The sequence below is a fragment of the Accumulibacter sp. genome, from assembly GCF_036625195.1.
Classification (GTDB): Bacteria; Pseudomonadota; Gammaproteobacteria; order Burkholderiales; family Rhodocyclaceae; genus Accumulibacter.
In genome coordinates, this window is record NZ_JAZKUG010000001.1 from 127,993 (window position 1) to 145,479 (window position 17,487).

Consider the following 17,487-nt stretch of genomic DNA (forward strand, 5'->3'; position numbering starts at 1 on the left):
TTCCAGGCGATCATTGCAGTTTAGATGAAGCTAGGCGCTCACGGTGGATGCGCTGCATCCGGTGAGCCGGTACCGGTGGTCAGGGCGTAGCTGGCGCCCGTCTGGGCGAAGCCGATCGCCTCCTCCTGGTGCTTGAAGAGCTGCAGCGATGTGCCGGCCGAAGCGGCCCCCTTGCCCGCCCGAAAGATCCGCGCACATTCGGCGTGCAGGCTGCCGGCCGAGACCAGTTGGTCAACGGAGCGCTCGTTCCTGAAGTTCGGATTCACCTGGACCAGCGGCGCGGGCCAGTCGCGTTGCGACTCATACGCGGCGGCGACGAAGGACGCGATGTCCGCCGAGCTGATACACGTCAACCGGCGGGTGAACTCGCTGTACTCACCGACCAGCCGCTCGCGAAACTTGAAAACGTCCATGCGTACCCTGCTTCCGGCGATTTCTGCGGCGCGGCGGCAGCGGCCGCAGCGCGAGCACGTAATCTACTTGAGATTCGACCTGTGTGCGCGGCTGCGGGCCGTCCGGCGTTCGGGTTCGAGCAGCGGTTCGTGCGGGAAAAGGGGGTGCAGGACCCGCCATGCGGGAGCGGTGATGCCCGATGTCCACCCACACCAGGCGGGCGGCATCCTTCGGGAATCCGCCGTGAACCGGCAGCGCCGTTTTCTGGCGTAGAGGAGAACCGGGCGGGAACGCACCGCTTCTTGACGATGAGGTGCTGCAGGGAAGATACTCGCGCGACATGGTCCAGTTTCCAATGCCTTTTCCCGACCTCGCTCGCGGGCCTTCAAGCACCGCCCTGCGCAGGGCTTGGTCACCGCACCGCCACACGCCGGCAATCCCGACTCTTCTCGCCCGTCGCCATGAAAATGCCTTCAGTTGTTCGTTGCCTGCGAATTCGCACGCAAATATTCATCATCATCGGCTCGATCGTGATCCTCTTCGGGACAGGCTTGGCGGTCGCCATCACCGGCATCGGAACGACCTCCGGCCGGTTCTCCACTTTCGTGGACAAGGACCAGGCCGAACTCCTCGCCTTCACGGAAATGTATGCCCAAGGTCTGCAGATGGGTCAAGCGCTGCGCAACATGCAACTGGAACCAGAGAACCGAAAGGCATTTGACAATTTTGCGAAGGCAGCGGCCGACTTCGGCAAGGCGCTGCAGCAGGCGCAAAGCCTCGCTGGCCGCAACGACTCCGCAGCCGGATCGCTGCAGAGGATTGCGACCCTGCGCGAGAAGCAACGCCAGATTCAGGAGACGATCGTCAGCCGCGTCACGGCCAATGAACTTGCCGCGGCACGGGAGTTGACGATTGCCGCCGAAACGCCGCTGTGGCGGGAGATCAAGCAGATCATCGTCGATCATATCGAGGCATCGCGCCGACAGGCGGCCGAATCACGCACTCAGGTCATCGAGTCGGCGCGTCACACGCAGGAACTCTCCGTCCTGATCGCGATGGTCGCTGTCCTGGCCGGGTTGTTCCTGTCGTTTTTCATCGTGCGCCGCATCAACCGGGCACTTGACCTCGCCGTGCAGGTCGCCAACTGCGTGGCGGAAGGGAAACTCGACAACGCGATCGAAGTCAGGTCCGGCGATGAGGCCGGGGAGATGTTGCTGGCACTCGACAAGATGCAGCACAGGTTGCAGATCATCTTGAAGGAAATCGACGACTGTGGCCGCAACATGGAGCAATCCGCCTATCAGGTAGCCGCCATCTCGAACGAAATCGCCGACGTCAGCGAACAGCAGGAATGCCATTCGGACGAGGTCGGCAAGGCCATGCAGCATGTCCACCAGATTTCTTCCGAGGTGCAGGCACGAGCCATCGATACGGCAAACCGCTCGGATCAGGTGGAGGAACTCGCCCGGAAAGGCATCGACAACGTGCGCCAGAACATCGCATCGATGGAGCTTACGGCGCGCGAGGTCGGTCACGCATCCGGCGAAATCCTGGAACTGGAGCGCTTTGCCCAGATGATCCACAACATCGTGAACGTCATCAAGGAAATCGCCGGGCAAACCAACTTGCTGGCATTGAATGCGGCGATCGAGGCAGCGCGGGCCGGGGAATCGGGGCGTGGCTTTGCCGTGGTCGCCGACGAAGTGCGGAAACTGGCGGAGCGCACGACCCACTCGGCCTCCGAGGTCAGCGCGATCATCGGACAACTGTCGGAGAAGGTCCAGCACGTGGTCACTTCAATGAATGTGGTCGTCGAAAAAGTCGGCGCGACGCAGGAGGAAGCACGCAGGACGGCACAGAGCATCGAGGGCATCGCGACGACTGCCGTCGAGACGGCCAGGGCGAACCAGGCCATTTCCCAGGCCAGCCAACAGCAGGTCGACGAATTCGCCCGCCTCGAATCCCGGCAGGACGACCTGTTCCATACCCTGCACGCCAATGGAATGAAGGTGCAGACGACGGCGGCCATCGGCGAGGATCTGCGCGCCGTCGCCGGCCGGCTCAACAACATCATGGAAGGATTCACGTTCACGGGAGAGCTGGCGATCGCACCGGCACAGCACGAAAAGCGGCGCGCGCCGCGCGCCCAGAACACGCTGCGGGTCAGACTCTTGCTCGGAACGACAGCGGCTGAAGCCGTCGCCAGCGATTTCTCGATGCAGGGCCTGCGACTGAGAACCCGCAACATGTTGCCGCAGAATGAGCCGCTCCGCCTGCAGCTCTACTTGCCCAACAGCGATCTGCAAGCGTACGAGAAGCAGAACCCACTGAGCATCGAAGCGCGACTGGCTTGGCAGAAACGAGAGGCAGACGGATTCCTGTGCGGCGTCGAGTTCAGCGGCCTCGACGCGGCGCAGACGGCGCAACTGCGGAACTGCTTCCGCTTCTATCGCAAGAGCCCGGAATTTCATGCCACGCCTTCGGACACGGCATGAAACGGCCTTGATATCGGGAAGAAGCGCTTGCACATTCCCTGGCACGGTGAATGATGGTGCCCATCGGCCTGTCCCGGATTCACTCTGGTTGATCGCCGTTGGTCACCAGCGTGCTGGCGCTGCCCGGCGCTCGACGTCGACCGGTGATCGAAAGAGTGGCGGCTGTCGCTGGTTCGCTGCCCAGATCTAGCGCGTCAACGCCATGAACAGTTCCGGCAGCCGCTGTGGCAGCCGTTCGATGCGGTCGATCACCGAATGGCGGTGACCGAAGATGTGAGCGACGTAATCGTCCGCCTTGGCATCGAGGCTGATGCAGTAGCTGAAGATCCCCTGCCGGTCGAGCTCGCCCACCGCCTTGCGCGCGTCCTCGATCAGTAGCCGGCCGTCCGGCACGTCGACGTCCGACGGCTGGCCATCGGTGAGGACCAGCAGCAGCTTCTTCTCGGCCCGCTGCGCCGCGAGGTAGTGCGCCGCGTGCCGCAGAGCGGCGCCGATGCGCGTCGAGTAGCCGGCCTGCATCGCCGCCAGGCGCTGCTTGACGGCGTCGCCCCAGGGCTCGCTGCTGCCCTTGAGATGCAGGTAACGGACGTCGTGCCGGGTATCCGAATGGAAGCCGGCGATGGCGAACGGGTCGCCGAGCTGGTCGATCGACCAGGCGAGCAGCGAGACCGCCTCTTGGCTGAGTTCGAGCACCGTCTGCTCGCCATCGCCGCTGCCGACCTTGTCCGCCAGTGACTCGGAAAGATCGAGGAGCAGCAGGACGGTGAGGTTGCGGCCGTTGCTGCGATGGTTCATGTTGATCCGCGGATCGGGCGTGACGCCGCTGCGGCAGTCGATCAGCGAGCGGACGGCGACATCGAGGTCGAGGTCGCTGCCATCCTCCTGAAAACGCTGGCGAACCCGGTCCTGCGGCTTGAGGATGTCGAGCAGGCGCTTGAGCCGACGGGCGAGTGCGGCGTGCCGGTCGAGCAGCCGGTCGATCAGCGCCGCGTCGCCCGACGGGTGCAGCGATTCGTAGAGGCTCACCCAGTCGGGACGGTAGCTCTGGCTGTGATCGTCCCACTCCGGGTAATGGTGCGGTGGCAGGCGGTGGATTTCGGCGCTGGCGCTCGCCGGACGGTTTTCGACGAACATCTCCTCGTCGTCGGAGAGTTCGTGGAAGCGCCAGAGATGGCGGTTGTCGTCGCGGTAGTCGACCAGCGTATCGGTGAAGTAGAGCTCGGGCAACTGGTCGCTCTGCCGGCGGGTGCGGGCCACGTAAGCGAGCGCCAGCTCGCTCATCGCCAGGCTGCTTGCCTCGCCATCGGCCAGCGCCTGGCGGAAGCGGGCAACGAATTCGCGCAGGTCTCCGTCGCTGTCGCCGTGTTCGCCATCGAGCAGGGCGCGCGACAGCATGACCAGGCGATGGCGCAGGCAGGAGAAGCGTTGCGGGTCGCAGGCGCCGGCAACCGGGCGCGGATGCAGCGCACCGAAGATGCGCCGCATGCCCGGGTAGCGGCGGACGATCAGCGTGTCGATGCGGCTGTCCTCGAAGGTCTCGACCGCCAGGCGCTGCATCGGGCTGAGGTTGTCGGCGAACAGCGGCGTGCTCCAGCGCCGGTGGCCAGCGATGTGCGCCAGTGCGGCGCGGTAGCGGTCGATGCCGCTGACGCCAGGCGCATCATCGAGGACGTCGGGCAGGCGGATGCCATCCGCGTCGTCGTAGGGCTGCACCGGCGACGCCGGGTTGGCGGCCTCGCTGGCGACGGCGTACGGGACGAGCTGCGCCTGCTCGCCCCAGAGCCCCCGCAAATAGAGCTCGAGCAGGCGCTCGTGGTCGACCAGCAGGGTCCCGTGCCGTTCGCGCTGGAAGACGGCGCGGCTGTCGGCCGACTGCAGGCGGAAGTAGTCACGCTGACGTTCGGGGTGGCTGGCGTAATTGCGCACGCCGAAGTCGACCCAGTTCGTCAGCCCAGCGATGCTCAGGCCGGCAAGCAGCGTCGGCGCCTGGACCAGGAAGTCGGGCAGGCCGGGGCTGGCGAAGGTCTGGTGGATGCCGTGGATCGATCCCGAAGTGCGCTCCATCAGGCGCAGCGTCAGGTCGAGGTAGCGCTGCAATTGCCCGCCGGCGGCAAGCCGCCGTGACACGGCGGCGAGGCTCTGCAGGAACGGGGCGATGGCCTTGCCGTTCGGCGACTTGTGCAAACGCTGCAGCGTCGCGACCACTGCCGGCAAGCTCTCTTCGCCGACGCAGCGCGCGACTGCCGGCCACTCCTCGAGGAAGGCGAGCAGCGGTTCGGCGCCACGGCCGATGCGTCCGAGGAAGCGGGCGCAGTCGAGGTAGGCGTCGACGCCCGCCGGCGTGAGAACGGCGATGGCTTCGCGCAGGCAGTCGGCGAAGACGCCGTCGACCTGCGGCAGCCGGCAGTCGAGCCGAGCACGGCAGGCGGCCAGACGATCCGCCGAGAGCGCCGGGGGAGTCTCGCTGCCGCGCATGCCAAGTCCCGTTCTCAGGCGAAGATGGCGTCGATTGCGTGCTCGAGCGTCTCGCGGATGTCGCGGTCGTCGGTGATCGGACGCACGAGCGCCATGCGGCAGGCGTCGCCGGCAGCGACCCCGTTCCGGATCAGCGTCGCCGCATAGACGAGCAGGCGGGTCGACACGCCTTCGTCGAGACCATGCCCCTTGAGGCGGCGCGCGGCAGCGCCGACGGCGACCAGTTGCGCCGCCAACGCGCGATCGATGCCGCTTTCGCTGGCCAGGATCGTCGCTTCGAGTTCGGCCTCCGGGTAGTCGAAATCGAAGGCGGTGAAACGTTGTTTGGTCGACTGCTTGAGATCCTTCATCAGGCTCTGGTAGCCGGGGTTGTACGAAATGACGAGCTGGAAGTCCGCATGCGCGCGCAGCAGTTCGCCCTTCTTGTCGAGCGGCAGCGTCCGCCGGTGGTCGGTCAGCGGATGGATGACGACGGTCGTGTCCTGGCGGGCCTCGACGATCTCGTCGAGGTAGCAGATGGCGCCGATACGCGCGGCGGTGGTCAGCGGACCGTCGAGCCAGCGCGTGCCGCCCGCTTCCAGGAGGTAGCGGCCGACCAGATCCGAGGCCGTCATGTCCTCGTTGCAGGCCACCGTGATCAGCGGCCGGTCGAGCTTCCAGGCCATGTATTCGATGAAGCGCGACTTGCCGCAACCCGTCGGCCCCTTGACCATCACCGGCAGGCGGGCGGCGTAGGCAGCGGCATAGAGCGCGACCTCGTTGCCCTGCTGGCGGTAGAAAGGTTCCCGGCGAACCCGGTACTGCTCGCTGTCGGTCATTGCCTGCCCCTGCCCAGCCGGCAGCGAGCCGCCGGCGTGCCGTTGTCGGTCGTCGGTCGGCCCGCGACCGCCGCTCGTTGGTCTCAGCGATGCACGCCGAGCCGGTCCCGCCAGCCCGGATGCAGCATGTCGGCATCGCCAGGGAAGGATTCGAAGGCGCGGGCGAACTCGCGGTGCTGGCGCGCCCATTCGATCGGGTCGGCGCCGGCCTTCCAGCACTCGTAGGCCTGCCGCAGCGAGATCGCGCCGGCGGCCGGGCTGTCGATGTGGCCGTACGCGCCGCCACCGGCGGTATTGATGACGTTGCCGTGACCGAGGTTGGCGAAGAATCCCGGCAGGCGCAGGGCGTTCATGCCGCCCGAGATGATCGGCGTCGTCGGCTTCATGCCGTACCACTTCTGGTGATAGGCCGGACCCTGGTATTCGTCGCGTTCGATGATGTAGGCGATCGAGCGGTCGTCGGCGTCGCCTTCCATCTTGCCGAAGCCCATCGTGCCGACGTGTATTCCCGAGGCCCCCTGCAACCGCGCCATCTTCGCCAGGACATAGGCGGTATAGCCGCGCTTCGAGCTTGGCGAGGTGACGGCCCCATGGCCGGCGCGGTGGTAATGCAGATACTGGTTCGGGTACTGGCGACGCGCGGTGGTGACCATGCCGGGGCCACCGACATAGCCGTCGACGAGAAACGCCACCTTGTCGGCATCCGGACCGAAAGTCTCGAGGATGTAGTCGGCGCGTGCGCACATCTCGTAATGGTCATCGGCGGTGATGTTGGCGGAGAAGATCTTGGCCTGCCCGGTTTCGTCCTGCGCCCGCTTCATGGCGTCGTAGACGAGCGGCATGACCTTCTTCATCGGCGCAAAGACCTGGTTGCCCTGTGGTTCGTCGTTCTTGATGAAGTCGCCACCGAGCCAGAACTGGTAGGCGGCTGCGGCGAATGGTTCCGGGCGCAGGCCAAGCTTCGGCTTGATGATCGTGCCGGCGATGTAGCCACCGTCGCGGATCGGCCGGCCGAGGATGCGCCAGAGATCGGAGATGTCCTTCGCCGGCCCGTCGAAGAGCTGCAGCGCGCGCTGCGGGACGTGGAAGTCGTAGATCTTGGCGTGCTCGATGTCGCCCATTCCCTGGTTGTTGCCGATGCACAGCGTCAGGAAGGAGACGATCATCATGCGGCCGTCGGTGACATTGCGGTCGAAGAGTTCGAGCGGATAAGCGATGCGCATCTCCTCGCTCGCTTCGTCGATGTGGTAGACGAGGGCGTCGACGCCGCGCGTGAAGTCGTCGGTCGTACTCACCTCGACGTTGGTGCCGGTCGACGATTCGGCAGCGAAGTGGGCGGCTGCCGGCAGGTAATCGTAACCCGCCTTCGGCTTCATCTTGTAAGCGACGAGGATGTGCCGACCACCCTCGATAAGGTCCTCTTCCCGGAGGCTGAGGTCGGCGTAACGGTTCGATTGGTCCATGCTTGTCTCCCTGCGTGGAGGTGGAATAGAGCGAGCGGAACGGGTCTGCGGATCGGAGTGCGCGCAGTTTAGGTGCTCACATAGATTATTTGAAGTTAAACTTTTTGCAAATTATCGTTAGCGATCACTTTCCAACGAAGCCCCCCCTGTTTCGCCGGCACGTGCGCCGCGGCCAGACCGGCCTCGCCGCCAACGCCAGCCGCCGCGAGGCGGGCGCGGCCGGCGGCGCGCTGACGGCGCTGCGGCGAGGAAGGTGGCAAAAGTGCCGCTTTTGGCGGATAATCCGCACATGCGATTCAACCTCCTGCCCCGGACTCGCGAAGCATCGTGCCCAAACCATTTTCCCCCCTGACCAGCGTCATCCGCGCCCTCGCCATGGACGCGGTGCAACAGGCCAACTCCGGTCACCCCGGGATGCCGATGGGGATGGCCGAAATCGCGGAAGTGCTCTGGCGTCGCCACCTGCGCCACAACCCGGCGGATCCTGGCTGGCCGGACCGTGACCGCTTCGTCCTCTCGAACGGTCATGGCTCGATGCTCCTCTATGCGCTGCTCCATCTCAGCGGCTACGACGTTTCGCTCGACGACCTGAAGAAGTTCCGCCAGTTCCGCTCGCGGACACCGGGCCACCCCGAGGTCGGGCACACGGCCGGCGTCGAGACGACGACCGGCCCGCTCGGGCAGGGGCTGGCCAACGCGGTCGGCATGGCGATCGCCGAACGGATGCTCGCCGCCGAGTTCAACCGGCCCGGGCACGAGATCGTCGACCACGCGACCTACGTCTTTGTCGGCGATGGCTGCCTGATGGAGGGCATCTCGCACGAGGCATGCTCGCTCGCCGGCACCCTCGGGCTCGGCAAGCTGGTCGCCATCTACGACGACAACGGCATTTCGATCGATGGCCACGTCGCCGGCTGGTTCACCGACGATACCCGGCAACGCTTCGAGGCCTACGGCTGGCGGGTGATCGCCGACATCGACGGCCACGACACGCAGGCGATCGACGCGGCGCTGCTGGCCGCTCGCAGCGATGGTGAGCGACCGACGCTGATCTGCTGCCGGACGCAGATCGGCTTTGGCGCGCCCAGCAAGGCGGGCAGTCACGACGCGCACGGTGCACCGCTGGGAGCCACCGAAGTCGCCGCGACGCGCGCCCACATCGGCTGGCCGCACGCGCCTTTCGAGATTCCCGTCGAGGTCTACGCACAGTGGGACGGCCGTGTCCGCGGCAGCTTCTTCCAGGACAACTGGCGGAAGCGCTTTGCCGCCTACGCCGACGCCTTCCCCGAACTGGCTGCCGAGTTCAGCCGCCGCATCGAGGGTGCGCTGCCGGAAGGCTGGCAGGATGCCGTTGCGGGTTGCCTGGCCGGAGCTGCCCGTGCCGGCACCATCGCCACGCGCAAGGCCTCGCAAAGCGCCATCACTGCCCTGGCGCCGTGCCTGCCGGAGCTGGTCGGTGGCTCGGCGGACCTGACCGGATCGAACCTGACCTGGTGGCCGGGCGCGCAAGCGATCACTGGTCAGCAGGGCGGCAACTACATCTACTACGGCGTGCGTGAGTTCGCCATGACGGCGATCGCCAACGGCCTGGCGCTGCACGGGGGGCTGCTGCCCTACACCGCCACCTTCCTGGTGTTCTCCGACTACGCACGCAACGCCATCCGCATGGCGGCACTGATGCAGTTGCGGCAGATCATGGTCTATACCCATGACTCGATCGGCCTCGGCGAGGATGGACCGACGCACCAGCCGATCGAGCATCTCGCCTGCCTGCGACTGATCCCCGGGGTCGACCTGTGGCGGCCGGCCGACGCCGTTGAAACCGCGGTCGCCTGGGTGGCCGGCGTCGAGCGTCGCCACGGGCCGACCATTCTCGCCCTTTCGCGGCAGAACCTGCCGCTCGTCAGCAGCGCTGCAGCCGCTTCGACGATCCGCCGTGGCGGCTATGTGCTGGCCAACTGCCCGGCGCCGCGCGTCATCCTGATCGCCACCGGCTCGGAGGTTCGCCTGGCGCTCGACGCACAGCGCGCACTGGCGGCGGACGGCATCGCGGCGCGTGTGGTTTCGCTGCCCTGCTGCGAGGTTTTCGACCGCCAGGAGCCGGCCTATCGCGACGCCGTGCTGCCGCGAGCGGTGCCGCGGGTGGCGATCGAAGCCGGCGTGAGCGGCTTCTGGTACAAGTACGTTGGACTCGACGGCGCCGTCCTCGGCATCGATCGATTTGGAGAGTCGGCGCCCGCCGACCAGTTGTTTGACTCTTTCGGTTTCACCGTGGCCAATGTGGTCAGGATCGTGAAATCACTGCTGTAATTTCTCAAGGAGACCGTTTCAATGACTATCAAGGTAGGCATCAATGGCTTTGGGCGTATCGGCCGCATGGTTTTCCGCGCTGCCGTCAAGAACTTCCCGGACATCGAGGTGGTCGGCATCAATGACCTGCTCGAACCGGACTATCTGGCGTACATGCTCAAGTACGATTCGGTCCATCGCCGCTTCGACGGTGACATCTCCGTCGATGGCAACACGCTGGTGGTCAATGGCAAGAGAATCCGCCTGACCGCCGTCAAGGATCCCGCCGAGCTGAAGTGGAATGAAGTCGGCGCTGACGTCGTCGTCGAGTCGACCGGCCTCTTCCTGACCCTCGACAGCTGCCAGAAGCACATCGCCGCCGGCGCCAGGAAGGTCATCCAGAGCGCCCCGAGCAAGGACGATACGCCGATGTTCGTCTTCGGCGTCAATGACGCGACCTATGCCGGCCAGGCGATCATCTCGAACGCGTCGTGCACGACCAACTGCCTGGCACCGGTGGCCAAGGTCCTCAATGACAACTGGGGCATCAAGCGCGGCCTGATGACCACCGTACACGCCGCCACCGCCACCCAGAAGACCGTCGATGGCCCGTCGAACAAGGACTGGCGCGGTGGTCGCGGCATCCTCGAGAACATCATCCCGTCCTCGACCGGTGCCGCCAAGGCAGTCGGCAAGGTCATCCCCGAGCTCAACAAGAAGCTCACCGGCATGGCTTTCCGCGTTCCGACCTCGGACGTCTCCGTCGTCGACCTGACCTGCGAACTGAGCAAGGAAGCCACCTACGAGCAGATCTGCGCCGCCATGAAGGCCGCTTCCGAGGGTCCGATGAAGGGCGTTCTCGGTTACACCAACGAGAAGGTCGTGGCGACCGACTTCCGCGGCGAAAGCTGCACCTCGGTGTTCGATGCCGAAGCGGGCATGGCACTCGATGGCACCTTCGTCAAGATCGTCTCGTGGTACGACAACGAATGGGGCTACTCCTGCAAGGTGCTGGAGATGGTCCGGGTGATGACTCGCTGAGCGAGTGAGAAGGGGGGGCGCCTGCGGGCGCCCCCCCTGGCTGCAGCCGCCAACAACCAACCACAGAAGAAGAATGTCACGAGATACCAAGATCGTCGCCACCCTGGGCCCGGCATCGTCGAGCAGCGAAGTGCTGGAACGGATGATTCGCGCCGGCGTCGATGTCGTGCGCCTCAATTTTTCGCATGGCACGGCCGACGACCACATCGCGCGCGCCCAGATGGTGCGTGAAGTGGCGGCCCGCGTGCAACGGCCGGTCGGCATCCTCGCCGACCTGCAGGGGCCAAAGATCCGGGTTGGCAAGTTCGCCGAGGGCAAGATCTGGCTCGAACAGGGCGCCCGTTTCATCCTCGACTCGCGCTGCGAAGTGGGCGACGGCGAGCGCGTGGGTCTCGACTACAAGGACCTGACGCGCGACGTTTCCGCCGGCAGCGTCCTCCTGCTTGACGATGGGCGCATCGTCCTCGACGTCGAACGCGTCATCGGCAGCGAGATCTTCACCACCGTTCGTCACGGCGGCGAACTCTCCAACAACAAGGGAATCAACCGCCAGGGCGGCGGCCTGTCGGCACCGGCGCTGACGGCCAAGGACATGGACGACATCCGTACGGCAGCGAGCATCGGTGTCGATTTCGTCGCCGTGTCGTTTCCCAAGAGTGCCGCCGACATGTACATGGCGAAGCAGCTGATCCACGCCGCGGGCGGCCAGGCGGCGACCATCGCCAAGATCGAACGGGTCGAGGCCGTGGCGGCGCTGGAGGAGATCATCGCCTCGTCGGACGGCATCATGGTCGCGCGCGGTGATCTGGCGGTCGAGGTGGGCGATGCGGCCGTGCCGGCACTGCAGAAGCGAATGATCCAGATGGCACGGGAGAAGAACAAGCTGGCGATCACCGCGACGCAGATGATGGAGTCGATGATCCTCGCACCGACACCGACGCGGGCCGAGGTTTCGGACGTCGCCAACGCCGTCCTCGATGGCACCGATGCCGTGATGCTCTCGGCCGAGACGGCTTCCGGCAGATATCCGGTCGAGACCGTCGAAGCGATGACCAGGATCTGCCAGGCCGCCGAGCGATCGGCCGAGGTCACCCTCGACAGTGCCTTCCTCAATCAGGTCTTCACGCGCATCGACCAGACGATTTCGCTGGCCGCGATCTGGACGGCGCACCATCTCAAGGTCAAGGCGATCGCCGCGCTCACCGAGTCCGGCGCGACGGCGCTCTGGATGAGCCGCCTCAACTGCGGCGTTCCGGTCTACGCACTGACCCCGCGCCCCGAAGCGCTGACCCGGATGTGCCTGTACCGCGCGGTCTATCCATTGTTCATGACGCAGCGACCGACCACCCGCGACGAGCTGCTGCACGATGCCGAGGAACTGCTGACCAGCGCCGGCATCGTCGACAAGGGCGACTTCATCGTCCTCACTGCCGGCGACCCGATGGGCAGCAGCGGCAGCACCAACACGCTGAAGATCGTCCGGGTCGGCGATCGACAGGCTTACCAGGTCTGAGGGGAGCAGCGAGCTTCCTCCGGCATCCTCTGCTCGCTCCATGCGGACCATTCTTCCCGGCAAGCCGCACAGGCGGCTTGCCCCGCCCGCCACGGCGGGCAACAACTGGAGATGACAATCATGCCAATCGTATCGATGCGTCAATTGCTCGACCACGCCGCCGAGAACGGCTATGGTCTGCCCGCTTTCAACGTCAACAACATGGAACAGGTGTGGGCGATCATGGAAGCCGCCGCCGAGGTCGACGCGCCGGTGATCATGCAGGCCTCAGCCGGCGCCCGCAAGTACGCCGGCGAGCCCTTCCTTCGCCACCAGATCCTCGCGGCACTCGAAGCCTATCCGCACATCCCGATCGTCATGCACCAGGACCATGGCCAGTCGCCGGCCGTCTGCATGTCGGCCATCCGCTCCGGCTTTTCGTCGGTGATGATGGACGGCTCGCTGATGGCCGACGGCAAGAGCGTCGCCTCCTATGAGTACAACGTCGAGGTCACCAGCAAGGTCGTCGAATTCGCCCATGCCATCGGCGTCTCGGTCGAAGGTGAACTGGGCGTCCTCGGCTCGCTGGAAACGATGCGCGGCGACAAGGAGGATGGGCACGGCGCGGAAGGCACGATGACCCGCGAGCAACTGCTGACCGACGTCGAGCAGGCAGCCGATTTCGTCAGGCAGACGCAGTGCGACGCACTGGCGATCGCCATCGGCACCTCGCACGGCGCCTACAAGTTCAGCAAGAAGCCGACCGGCGACATCCTGGCGATCGACCGCATCCGCGAGATCAACCAGCGCATCCCGAACTGCCACCTGGTGATGCATGGCTCGTCGTCGGTACCGCAGGAACTGCTCGAGGAGATTCGCCAGTTCGGCGGCGACATGAAGGAAACCTACGGCGTGCCGGTCGAAGAGATCGTCACCGGAATCAAGCATGGTGTGCGCAAGGTCAACATCGACACCGACATCCGTCTGGCGATGACCGGGGCGATTCGCCGCTATTTCGCCGAGAATCCAACCAAGTTCGATCCACGCGACTACCTCAAGCCGGCGCGCGAGGCGGCCAAGAAGATCTGTCGCGCCCGCTTCGAGGCCTTCGGTACCGCCGGTCAGGCGAGCCGGATCAAGGTCATCCCGCTCGACCGGATGGCCGAACGCTACCGTAGCGGCGAGCTGAAGCAGACCGTCGTCTGATCGAGCAAGCAGCGGCTGCGGCGCTCGCGAGGGTTGCAGCCGCTTCCTGACCGATGGCACCGCAGCCCGAGCAGCCACTTGCCGGCCTCGCGCAGCACCCGCTGCGCCAGTTGCTCAACGACGAGTTCCATGCCCGCCCGGCGCCCCCCCTGGTGGCGCCGGTTCTCGTCTCGCACCTCGCGTTCACCCACGATGCCGCCTCGCTCGCGGCCGAAGGCCAGCGCGTCCACGACGCCGCCCGTCAAGCCGGCATGGACCGGCTGAGCGGCTCGGGCGACTCGGTCCTCTTCGCCGGTGCCGGCTTCATCCTGCGCTGGGAGCGGCACACGGAGTTTTCCTGCCACACGGTGTTCTGCTCGCCGGCCGCCGTTGACGAGACCGCGGCAGCCACCCGCGCACTCGACCTGCTGCCGCGCGCGTACCTGGACGGGATACCCGGACGACTGATCGTCGCCACCCACGTGGAGCTGCGATCGGCGAACGAAGTCTCGCCGCAATCGGTCACCGGCAACCTGTCCCCGACCGGTCGGCAGATGATCGCAGCCCAGGTTGCCGACCAGGCTGCCTGGGCATTCACCGATTTCATGCTCGAGCAGGACGCGACGAACTTTCTCGTCCTCGACCGCTCGCTGACCCCACGGCAGGCGGGGCGCACGGTACAGCGCCTGCTCGAGATCGAGACCTATCGCCTGCTGGCACTGCTGGCGCTGCCGGTGGCGCGCGAGATCGGCGCCTGGATGCATGACGCCGAAGAGGACCTGGCGACGATGGTCGACCACATCGGTGAGGCCAGTTCGCCGAGCGACGAGAGCCGGGTTCTCGGCGAGCTGACGCGACTGGCGGCGAAGGTCGAGCATTCGCTGGCGCGTACCACCTTCCGCTTTGGCGCCGCGCGCGCCTATCACGAGCTGGTGATGCAGCGCATCAGCGAGCTGCGCGAGACGCGCGTCAGCGGCTGCCCAAGCTTTCACGAGATCATGCAGCGTCGTCTGCTGCCGGCCATGCAGACCTGCAAGGCAATGGCCAGCCGCCAGGACGAGCTGTCGGACCGACTGGCGCGCACCAGCCAGCTCTTGCGCACGCGCGTGGACGTCGAGGTCGAAAGGCAGAACCAGCAGCTGTTGACGCAAATGAACCGGCGCGCCCACCTGCAGTTGCGTTTGCAGGAGACCGTCGAGGGACTGTCGGTGGTCGCCATCACCTACTACGCTTCGCAACTGGTGCACTATCTCGCCAAGGGTGGCGCGCACCTGCTGCCGTGGATCTCGCCCGAACTGGCGACGGCGGCCTCGATTCCGCCGATCGCAGCCTGCGCCCTGCTGGGCATCCGCCGCCTGCGCCGGCGGCTGCAGCAGAGGGAAGACGCCGCGCATTGAGAGGCACCGCCGGGCCGCGCGCTTTCTGTCCTATAATCGCGGGCTTCGACCGTCTCTCCCGCCATCGCAGCCCCCCGGAACAAGAACGTGAGCGCAGCCCTGTTCGAATCGAGCATCACCAGTCTGCCGCTGCTCGGCCGCGGCAAGGTGCGCGACATCTACGGGGTCGGCAGCGACCGTCTGTTGATCGTCACCAGCGACCGCCTGTCGGCTTTCGACGTCGTCCTGCCCGACCCGGTGCCTGACAAGGGCCGCGTGCTGACGCGCCTCGCCCGCTTCTGGTTCGACCGCCTCGCGGCGATCATCCCCAACCAGCTCACCGGCATCGACCCGGAGTCGGTCGTCGCTGCCGACGAACGCTGGCAGGTGCGCGGGCGTGCGCTGGTCGTCAAGCGCCTGCGGCCACTGCCGATCGAGGCGGTGGTGCGGGGCTACCTGATCGGCTCCGGCTGGCAGGATTACCAGACAAACGGCGCCGTCTGCGGCATCGCCCTGCCCGCCGGCCTGCAACTCGCCAGCCGCCTGCCGCAGCCGATCTTCACGCCGGCGACCAAGGCGGCGTTCGGCGATCACGACGAGAACATCACCTTCGAACGCGCTGCTGCCGAATGCGCACGCGCACTCGCCGACCTGCTGCCGGCCAACGGACGCAGCGGCGGGGAGGTCGCCGGGCAGGCACGAGAGGCAGCCGTCGCACTGTACACTGCCGCCGCCGCACATGCGGCCGCCCGCGGCATCATCATCGCCGACACCAAGTTCGAGTTCGGACTCGACGCCAGCGGCGTCCTGCACCTGATCGACGAGGCCCTGACCCCGGACTCGTCACGCTTCTGGCCAGCCGACGCCCATCGCGAGGGCTTCAGCCCGCCATCCTTCGACAAGCAGTACGTGCGCGATTACCTGGAAACACTCGCCTGGAACAAGCGGCCCCCGGCCCCCCGCCTGCCGGCCGAGGTGCTCGCCGGCACACGCGCCCGCTACGTCGAAGCCTGCGAACGGCTGACCGGCGAGACATTCATCGACTGATCGACTGCCCGGCGCACCGCGCATCGCCGCGGTCAGCGCCCCTCTCGCAGAAGGAGTGCGCATGCGTGTGGAGACAAGCCCAACAACCGAGCGCCATGATTCGGTGCCCGCGGTACGCAGCGTCGGCGTCGGCCGGCCGTTGGCCTGGCTCGCTGCGGGTTGGCGCGACCTGCTCGCCAACCCGATCGCCAGTCTCGCCTATGGCCTGCTGTTCGCCATTGCCGGCGACCTGATCACCATCTTCGCCTGGCGCAACGGACAGATCTTCATCGTCGCCACCTCTGGCTTCTTCCTCGTCGCCCCGCTGCTCGCCGGTGGCCTGTACGAGATCAGCCGGCGCCTGGAAAGCGGCCACAAGTCGACTTTCATCGGCTCGCTCTCCGGTGGTCGACGCAACGCCATCGAGCTGGCCAAGCTGGGGCTGTTGCTGGCATTGTTCGGCCTCGCGTGGGAACGGGTCTCGAGCTTCCTGTTCGCCTTCCTGGCGCCCGGAATTGCTCCCGACCTGCTGGCCCTGCTGGCCGAGATTCATCTCTCGGTCGAGCACCGCGACCTGCTGCTGATCTGGATTCTCGCCGGGGGAATCCAGGCGCTGCTGGTATTTTCGCTGACCGTCGTCTCGGTCCCCATGCTGCTCGACCGACCGGTGACCGTCGGCACCGCCATCCGCACCAGCCTGCGCGCCGTCGACGCCAACCTGTTGCCGATGCTCGTCTGGGGCGCGACCGTCGTCGTCCTGACGGCGCTGGGCTTCCTCACCCTGTTCTTCGGCCTCGTCGTCCTCATGCCGCTGCTCGGCCACGCGACCTGGCACGCCTATCGCGAGCTGGTGGAATAGGCGACAGCCTCACGGGCGCCGGCCGTCGCCGCCAGCAACGCTCACTTGCCAACCCGGGTGAGACCATGCCGGGTCGTTCCTTGACCGGCTCGAGCTCCCTGGAGACGGGCCAGGACGAAGTGGGGCGGGTCATCGGCGACAGGGTGCCGTCGGCGAAGAGGCGATCCAGGCGGCCCATCCGCGTCACCCGACTGCCAAGAATCGTCAGCTTGACCCCTCCTGCCCCACCGCAGCGGTCGCGGCGCACGCACTTCCTGCCGTGCCAGCCGCACGACCGGGAATGCTCCTACTGCGCCGAACTCGCAATAGTGGCTGCCATCAGGAGATTGCGCGCATCGGTCTGCGCCGCCTTGTCCTCCCCTTTCGCGACGAACTCGGCGAACCGGGGCACTGCGATGGCGGACAGAATGCCGATGATCGCGAGGACGATCATCAACTCGATCAGGGTGAATCCCCCGGACGGCCTGTTGGTCTTCTGAAACATGTCCCGTTGCTCTTGAGTGAAGACATGCGACCGCCAGCAAGTTCCATGCCATCGTACGGACAGGGGTGCGCAGACCCGCCGTCACCTGGCG

12 protein-coding genes are annotated in these 17,487 nt (G+C 66.2%); 8 read left to right on the forward strand and 4 right to left on the reverse strand.

Going from position 1 to position 17,487, the window contains the following annotated elements:
• Window positions 1–128: 128 nt before the first annotated feature.
• Window positions 129–2,888: a methyl-accepting chemotaxis protein gene (locus tag V5B60_RS00605; RefSeq protein ID WP_332345121.1), complete on the forward strand. Its 2,760-nt coding sequence runs from the start codon at window positions 129–131 to the stop codon at window positions 2,886–2,888.
• Window positions 2,889–3,074: 186 nt separating this feature from the next.
• Here the strand turns inward: V5B60_RS00605 and V5B60_RS00610 are convergent, their stop codons facing one another.
• The 3 genes from V5B60_RS00610 to V5B60_RS00620 all read right to left on the reverse strand — a co-directional run bounded on the left by V5B60_RS00610 (window position 3,075) and on the right by V5B60_RS00620 (window position 7,644).
• The gene (locus V5B60_RS00610; protein WP_332345122.1) at window positions 3,075–5,363 is read right to left on the reverse strand and encodes a nitric oxide reductase activation protein NorD; all 2,289 of its coding nucleotides are present in this window, start codon (window positions 5,361–5,363) and stop codon (window positions 3,075–3,077) included.
• A gap of 14 nt (window positions 5,364–5,377) precedes the next feature.
• On the reverse strand, window positions 5,378–6,181 hold the full coding sequence (locus tag V5B60_RS00615; RefSeq protein WP_332345123.1) for a CbbQ/NirQ/NorQ/GpvN family protein: 804 nt from the start codon (window positions 6,179–6,181) through the stop codon (window positions 5,378–5,380).
• A gap of 83 nt (window positions 6,182–6,264) precedes the next feature.
• Window positions 6,265–7,644 (reverse strand): ribulose-bisphosphate carboxylase, encoded by a 1,380-nt coding sequence (locus V5B60_RS00620; RefSeq protein ID WP_332345124.1) that lies wholly within the window; start codon window positions 7,642–7,644, stop codon window positions 6,265–6,267.
• Between the two features lie 327 nt (window positions 7,645–7,971).
• On the opposite strand from V5B60_RS00620, the gene tkt reads away from it, so the two are divergent.
• From tkt to V5B60_RS00655, 7 genes are all read left to right on the forward strand, one after another.
• On the forward strand, window positions 7,972–9,954 hold the full coding sequence (gene tkt, locus V5B60_RS00625) for a transketolase (protein WP_332345125.1): 1,983 nt from the start codon (window positions 7,972–7,974) through the stop codon (window positions 9,952–9,954).
• A 21-nt stretch (window positions 9,955–9,975) separates the two neighbouring features.
• Window positions 9,976–10,974 (forward strand): type I glyceraldehyde-3-phosphate dehydrogenase, encoded by a 999-nt coding sequence (gene gap, locus V5B60_RS00630; protein ID WP_332345126.1) that lies wholly within the window; start codon window positions 9,976–9,978, stop codon window positions 10,972–10,974.
• A 73-nt stretch (window positions 10,975–11,047) separates the two neighbouring features.
• Entirely contained in the window at window positions 11,048–12,487 is a 1,440-nt protein-coding gene (gene pyk, locus V5B60_RS00635) for a pyruvate kinase (RefSeq protein ID WP_332345127.1), read from the forward strand.
• 120 nt (window positions 12,488–12,607) lie between these two features.
• Window positions 12,608–13,672: a class II fructose-bisphosphate aldolase gene (gene fba / locus V5B60_RS00640; RefSeq protein WP_332345128.1), complete on the forward strand. Its 1,065-nt coding sequence runs from the start codon at window positions 12,608–12,610 to the stop codon at window positions 13,670–13,672.
• A gap of 53 nt (window positions 13,673–13,725) precedes the next feature.
• Window positions 13,726–15,048 carry a DUF3422 family protein gene (locus tag V5B60_RS00645; protein WP_332345129.1) on the forward strand — a complete coding sequence of 441 codons (1,323 nt, stop codon included), beginning with the start codon at window positions 13,726–13,728 and terminating at the stop codon, window positions 15,046–15,048.
• Between the two features lie 87 nt (window positions 15,049–15,135).
• On the forward strand, window positions 15,136–16,074 hold the full coding sequence (locus V5B60_RS00650; protein ID WP_332345130.1) for a phosphoribosylaminoimidazolesuccinocarboxamide synthase: 939 nt from the start codon (window positions 15,136–15,138) through the stop codon (window positions 16,072–16,074).
• Window positions 16,075–16,135: 61 nt separating this feature from the next.
• Window positions 16,136–16,912 carry a DUF2189 domain-containing protein gene (locus V5B60_RS00655; RefSeq protein ID WP_332345131.1) on the forward strand — a complete coding sequence of 259 codons (777 nt, stop codon included), beginning with the start codon at window positions 16,136–16,138 and terminating at the stop codon, window positions 16,910–16,912.
• Between the two features lie 286 nt (window positions 16,913–17,198).
• On the opposite strand, the gene V5B60_RS00660 is transcribed toward V5B60_RS00655, so the two are convergent.
• Window positions 17,199–17,396, reverse strand: a complete 198-nt coding sequence (locus V5B60_RS00660; protein WP_332345132.1) for a type IV pilin protein — start codon at window positions 17,394–17,396, stop codon at window positions 17,199–17,201.
• Between the last annotated feature and the right edge of the window lie 91 nt (window positions 17,397–17,487).